This window comes from Micromonospora sp. DT4 (assembly GCF_049841675.1).
Taxonomy (GTDB): Bacteria; Actinomycetota; Actinomycetes; order Mycobacteriales; family Micromonosporaceae; genus Micromonospora.
The window spans coordinates 1-6301 of the sequence record NZ_JBNCKT010000187.1; the positions used below are offsets into that span (position 1 = coordinate 1).

Genomic DNA, 6301 nt, shown 5'->3' on the forward strand with positions numbered 1-6301 from the left:
CCGGCACCCGAAAACGGGTGCCGGCCATCACCGTCTTCACAGATCTTGGACAGTTTCCGTCAACAGCTAACGGAAACAGTCCAAGACCTCGCGGGGACCAGACCCCGAGGGTTGTCAGTGGTGGTGATTGCGGAAGATGTCGATCAGCGCGGCGATCAGCGCGAGCGCGATGATTCCCGTGGCGAGCAGCAGTGATTTCTCGAAGGCCGTCGTCCAGTTGCCGTGACTGTCGGTCAGCGAGGAGAAGAACATCGAGCCGACCGCGGCGATGCCGGCCGCGGCACCGATCCGCTGGCCGGTCTGGAGCATTCCGGCCCCGCTGCCCGCCTGGGGTATGGGCACCTGGGCGAGGGTGAGCGTCTGGTTGGGGGCGATGACCAGGCCGCTCCCGATGCCGGCGACGAGCAGCGGCCCGGCGGTGACCCAGGGCGCCGGGGCGTCCGGCGCGACGTGGAGCGCGAGCACCGTGGCGGCCAGTCCGATCACCACGCCGAGCAGGCCGATGGCGACCAGGGGCCGGCCGAAGCGGTTGACGATGCGTCCTCCCAGGGCGGACGCGGCGGCGGACCCGAGGGCGAACGGGGTGATGGCGAGACCGGCGACGAGAGCGCTGTAGCCGAGGCCGTTCTGCAGGAACAGGGTGAAGATGAAGAAGATCGCGGTGAAGCCGCCGAAGTAGACCAGCGCGATGAGCGATCCGAGGGTGTACGACTGGAAGGTGAACAGGCGCAGGTCGAACAGGGGTTCGCGGTGTCGCGCGTACCACCGTTCCCACCGGCCGAAGGCGACCAGCACCGCCAGGCCGGCGGGGATCAGCGCCCACTTCCACGGCGTACGCCACTGCTGCTCCTGCACGAGGGGCAGCAGGATCAGCACCACGCCGACGCCGAGCAGCAGCACACCGACCGGGTCGAGTCGACGGCGACCGGGCTGACCCTCGGGGCGCCCGGGCAGCAGCCGCCACCCCAGGATCACCGCGACGATGCCGATCGGCACGTTGACGAAGAAGACCCACCGCCAGCCGTGGTCCTCACCGCCGACGGCGATGAGCAGCCCGCCGAGCAGGGGTCCGACGGCGGTGGAGATGCCGATGGTCGCGCCGAGCAGCCCGAAGGGGCGGGCCCGCTCCGGCCCTCGGAACAGCTGTTGGATCAGCCCGATCACCTGCGGGTTGATGATGCCAGCGGCGGCGCCCTGGAGCAGCCGGGCGGCGACCAGCCAGGTGGGGGAGGTCGCCAGGCCGGCGAGCGCGCTGGTCAGGGTGAACAGCGCGATGCCGAAGACGAACGCGTTGCGTCGGCCCCGGAAGTCACCGAAGCGGCCAGCCGGTACGAGCACCAGGCCGAAGGTGAGCGCGTATCCCGAGAGGACCCACTGCAGGTCACTCGGGGAGGCGTGTAGCGCACGGTCGATGGACGGCACCGCGACGTTGACGATGCTCACGTCGAGCAGCGTCATGAACGCGGCGACCAGCCCGACGCCGACCGCCTGCCAGCGTCGACGGTTCTCGGCCGCGCCGACCGGCTGCGGCTCGTGCGCCGCGTTCATCGTGCCCCCGTTGACGGTCGATCATGCATTCCTGACCGCTACCCCGGCCACCGAGGGTCAACCGTGCAGGGTCACGCCATCTGACGGGCGCAGAACCGTGGGCCGAAGTCGAGGCCGGCCATCGGCGAGTCCTCGCGGTGCAGCAGACCCTTCTCGGTGAGCTGGTGCAGCGGTGCGTGTACCTGCTCCTCGGTCAGTCCGGACCCTTCGGCGATCAGATCCGGATAGGGCACCTGGCCGCGTGCCTCGAGGGCGGTGACCGCCTCGTACACCCGCTGTTCGACCTCCGACAGCTCCATCCGCTGCATGATCTCCTCCTCTACCCACCCGCCGGACGCGGACGGTTGCGCCGCGTCGTTTACCCCGTGCCCGACTGAAGATGCCCACCCGTTCGGGCGGTGGAACGCGAGCACGCCCTACGCTGCAACGGTGATCGTCTGGGATCTGATCGTCGTCGGCGCCGGCCCCGCCGGGCTCTCCGCGGCACACGCCGCAGCCCGCGCGGGCGTTCGTACCCTGGTTGTCGAGCGCGCCACGCACCCGCGCTACAAGACCTGCGGAGGCGGCCTCATCGGCACGTCCCTGGCCGCCGTGCGGGGTCGGATCGAGGTGCCGGCGCACGACCGGGTCGACCGGGCGACGTTCACCCGTGACGGCCGGCGAGAGTTCACCCGCCGTCACGACAGCCCGGTGGTGACGATGGTGCGCCGGGAGGAGTTCGACGAACGGCTGCGCGCGGCGGCCATCGCCGCCGGCGCGCAGATGCGGGAGCAGGTCGTGGTCCGCGCGATCGAGCAGGACCCCGAGGGGGTACGTCTGCGACTGGCCGACGGTACGACCCTGGCGGCCCGCACGGTGATCGGCGCGGACGGCTCCTCGGGGGTGACCGCCCGGCATGTGGGTGTGCGCTACCGCCAGGTGGATCTGGGGCTGGAGCTGGAGGTGCCGGTGCCGCCCGTCGAGCAGGAGCGCTGGCGCGGGCGAATGCTGCTGGACTGGGGGGCGATGCCGGGGTCGTACGCCTGGGTGTTCCCGAAGGGTGACCGGTTGACGGTGGGCGTGATCGCGGGTCGGGGCGCAGGGGAGGGGACTCGTGCCTACCTGCGGCGGTTCGTCGACCGCTTGGGTCTGACCGGGTTGCCGGCGGCACACGATTCGGGGCACCTGACCCGGTGCCGCGAGGAGGACTCGCCGTTGCGCAGCGGCCGGGTGCTGGTGGTGGGGGACGCTGCCGGGCTGCTGGAGCCGTGGAGCCGTGAGGGCATCAGCTTCGCCCTGCGCTCCGGGGAGATGGCCGGGGCGGCGGTCGCCGCGGGCGACCTGGCCGGGTACGAGCGGGCGGTCACCGAGCGTCTGACGCCGGAGATGCGGGTGGGTTTCCGGTTGCTCGACCTGTTCACCCGCCGCCCCGAGGTGTTCCACGGGTTGTTGGCGACCCCGCCGGGCTGGCGGATGTTCGTCCAGTTCTGTCAGGGGCGGGCGAGCTTCGACGACATGCTGCGCCGCCGGCCCATCCGGGTGGCGCTCGCGGTGCTGGATCGGCTGCCCACCCCGCGCCACCCGGGCGCCGACGTCCCCTCCTGAGCGCCGGCTGCCCGCCGCAGGACGCGCCGATCTTGCATTTTCTGCGGCGGGCAGCCACCCGAAACTGAACACTTCACCAACCGTTAGTGCAAGATCGGCGCGAGCCGTCCGGCTCGGCAGCCACACACCCAGGATCCTAGGATGCTCTACGGGGTGTGTCGGTGTCCACCCAACGTCACGAAACCCTCAGGGCCCGTCCGTAGTTTTCAGACCAAAAACAACGCTAAGAACTGAGGGTTGATCAAGCTCTGATCTGGCCCGTAGCGTGCCGTCCCGTTCGGTGACGGTCGATGCTCGGGTGGTGGGGTTGTGGCGACTCAGGACGTGTTCTCGGCAGAGGATCTGGTGCGGCTTCGGGGATTCCCGGAGATCAACCGGGCCGAGCTGATCCGGTACTTCACGTTGACCGGTGCGGACGAGGCGTTCGTGCGCCAGTTCCGTACGGGCCGCAACGTGTTGGGTGTGGCGGTGCAGTTGTGCACGCTGCCGTGGCTCGGGTTCGTGCCCGATGACGTCTCGGCGGCGCCGGCGGCTGTGGTGGGACGGTTGTCGCAGCGGCGCCGCGCATCCGCGACCTCGGGAAGATCACCCTCTACCGAACCGGCCCGAACGCCGACTTCCTCACCCGTTACCCACGCGCGGGCGGCCTGCTGACCCGGCGACTGAACACCGACCTGATCACGAGCACCTGGGACGACCTGCTGCGCGTCGCCGCTTCGGTGCAGGGTGGCCACGCCACCGCCGCGCTGGTCGTCGGGAAGCTGTGCTCCTCGAAACGGCAGCAGAACGCGCTGACCAGCGCGATCAAGGAGTACGGGGCCCTGCGCCGCACCGTCTACGCCGCCCGGTACCTCGCCGACGAGACCTACCGGCGGCGGATCTCCCGGCAGCTCAACAAGGGCGAGAACCTGCACGCCCTGCGCCGCTCACTCGCCTACGGCGAGGGAGCGCTGCGCCGCCGCCACCACGAGCAGCAGACCGAGCAGATGTGGTGTCTCACCCTGGCCACCAACGCGATCGTCTGCTGGTCCACCGAGTACCACGGCCTCGCTGTCGGCGCGCTACGCCGCGACGACCGCCAGGTCGACGACGAGGTCCTGGCGCACATCTGGCCGACCCACCACGAGAACGTCCACTTCTTCGGCACCCACTCGGTCGACATCGACGGTGAACTCGCCCAGGTCGACACCGACGGCTACCGGCCGCTGCGGCTGGCTGAGGCCACGGCGGCAAACCGCTGAGCACGGGCTGCGCCTGACGGTCGTCCCCTCAGGCGCAGCCCGCAGGTTCACGACGGCGGCCGGCCGACGGGTCGGCGGACCTCGCCGCGCGGGTCCTGGCCGACGCCGGCCAGGATCTCGCTGCGTTAAATCAAGTCCGGATTGCGGACCGAGGGGCACCGTAATTACCTATTGTGGGCAGAAATGCACGGAAGGTACCGTCAGCTCCGGAAACGTGAGAGCGGCGGTTGAACGAACGCGTCAACGACGACGGGGGCCGCAAGAGACATGGTGCTGAGATATTCGACGGACACGGCCGCTGCGGCCTGGCTCGCGAGTTCGCGGACTCCGGCGGAGCAGCTGATCACGTTCGGGCCTGCTGACTACGAGGCGTATGCCCGCCTGCGGTACATCCCCGATCCGACGTCGCCCGATCGGCGCAATCAGGTCGACGTGGACGTCGACGGTCAGGTTGATTCGTCAGGCACCGAGTACCACCAGGCGAATGTGTACTGCGTCGTCACAGGACCAGATCAGTAAAAGCGCAGGTCGCCCAGCACTCAGCATCGGAACGGCCCGAGAGCGGCACCATGCTCTCGGGCCGTTCCGATGCTGACCGCCGTTCTCGAAGATCACATATGTGGCGAACTGGGTGAGTGACGCACGCCGGAAGGTGCAGCCGCCGTTAGCTGTCTGTGACACAGAATCCCATATTCTGTGTCACAGAGTCGATAATCCGCCCGCCGCCACCTGCGGGACGCCGTCACCGCAGCCGGGGCGACTCGGCCACATTCTGTGTCACATCACCGCAAAAGGCCGCCGAAGTGTCCGTGATCCCGCTGCCGACCGCCCGCCGCCCGGTGGCGCTCGTGGTCGCCGTCGACGCGTTCCTCGACGGTTCCGCGATTACCCCGGGACCCGCGCCACCTACACCGAGACCCTGCGGCGGCTGCGCGAGACTGCCGGGGATCACGTGCCGGTCGCGGCGCTCACCCCCGACATCTACGAGCCGACGATGGCCCGTTGGGACGAGCGGGCCGCGAACACCTGGAACAAGCACCTGTCCGCGCTGACCTCGTTCACCGCCTACTGCCGCCGTCAGGACTGCCTGACCATCGACCCCGGCCGGCGGCTGGAGCGCCGCAAGGTCACCCGGACCCGGGGACAAGGCCATCCCGCGTGCCCGCCTGGAGCGGCTGTTCATCGACGACCGCAACCCGCTGCGCGAGCGGGTGCTGTGGCGGATGCTCTACGAGACCTGCGCCCGCGCCGAGGAGATCCTCAGCCTCGACGTGCCGGACCTCGACATGGAGTTTCGCCGCGCCCTGGTCGTCGAGAAAGGCGGCGACCGCGCCTACGTGCCCTGGGAAACCCCGACCGCCCGGCTCCTGCCCCGGCTGCTGGCCGGGCGCACCGCCGGGCCGGTGTTCCTCGCCGACCGGCGCGCACCCGCCGCCGGGCGCCGCGCGCCAGCCCTGGTCGACATCTGCCCCGACACCGGCCGCGGCCGACTGTCCTACCCGCGCGCCGAGTACCTGTTCAAGCAGGCCTCCAAGATCCACGACCCGCGCGGCACCGGATACACCCTCCACCAGCTCCGCCACAGCGGCCTGACCCACCTCGCCGCCAAGGGCCGCAGCGCCGCCGAGCTACAGGCCAAGTCGCGCCACCGGCACCTGGCCACCCTCGGCATCTACGTCCGGCTCGGCGAGGAAACCTCCGCCCGCATCACCGCCGAGAACGACGAGCACCACCGGCGGCGCCGGCGCTGATCTCGCGTCCCACGTACCGGGATCACGAAAAACGGCGAAGTGCTTCCCGCGCGACCCGCCACTTTGGGGCAGCCCTCCCAGGTGCCGGCCTAGATCAACTGCTTAGAGCGACCGGCAATAGGTCCAAGATCCGGACATGCGGGTACCTGCGGGAAGGAAGCAGGCACGGGTCCATTG

At 69.9% G+C, this 6301-nt stretch carries 5 protein-coding genes and 1 pseudogene; 4 read left to right on the forward strand and 2 right to left on the reverse strand.

All coding sequences use genetic code 11. The features are described from left to right. Positions 1 to 114 precede the first annotated feature (114 nt). Both ACLQ24_RS28110 and ACLQ24_RS28115 read right to left on the reverse strand, forming a co-directional pair. Positions 115 to 1548 carry an MFS transporter gene (locus ACLQ24_RS28110; RefSeq protein ID WP_425894758.1) on the reverse strand — a complete coding sequence of 478 codons (1434 nt, stop codon included), beginning with the start codon at positions 1546 to 1548 and terminating at the stop codon, positions 115 to 117. 71 nt (positions 1549 to 1619) lie between these two features. Further along, entirely contained in the window at positions 1620 to 1856 is a 237-nt protein-coding gene (locus ACLQ24_RS28115; protein WP_355249091.1) for a hypothetical protein, read from the reverse strand. Positions 1857 to 1977: 121 nt separating this feature from the next. Between ACLQ24_RS28115 and ACLQ24_RS28120 the strand changes: the two genes are divergently transcribed. The 4 genes and pseudogenes from ACLQ24_RS28120 to ACLQ24_RS28135 all read left to right on the forward strand — a co-directional run bounded on the left by ACLQ24_RS28120 (position 1978) and on the right by ACLQ24_RS28135 (position 6124). Continuing rightward, a complete protein-coding gene (locus ACLQ24_RS28120; RefSeq protein WP_425894760.1) occupies positions 1978 to 3132 on the forward strand; it encodes a geranylgeranyl reductase family protein in 1155 nt (384 codons plus the stop codon). Positions 3133 to 3477: 345 nt separating this feature from the next. Further along, positions 3478 to 3786, forward strand: a complete 309-nt coding sequence (locus ACLQ24_RS28125; protein ID WP_425894762.1) for a DUF4158 domain-containing protein — start codon at positions 3478 to 3480, stop codon at positions 3784 to 3786. Further along, positions 3690 to 4373: pseudogene (locus tag ACLQ24_RS28130) on the forward strand (Tn3 family transposase); the annotation flags it as partial. The gene ACLQ24_RS28125 and the pseudogene ACLQ24_RS28130, both read left to right, overlap by 97 nt. A gap of 1223 nt (positions 4374 to 5596) precedes the next feature. Beyond that, positions 5597 to 6124 (forward strand): site-specific integrase, encoded by a 528-nt coding sequence (locus tag ACLQ24_RS28135; protein WP_425894761.1) that lies wholly within the window; start codon positions 5597 to 5599, stop codon positions 6122 to 6124. The last annotated feature ends 177 nt before the right edge of the window (positions 6125 to 6301 follow it).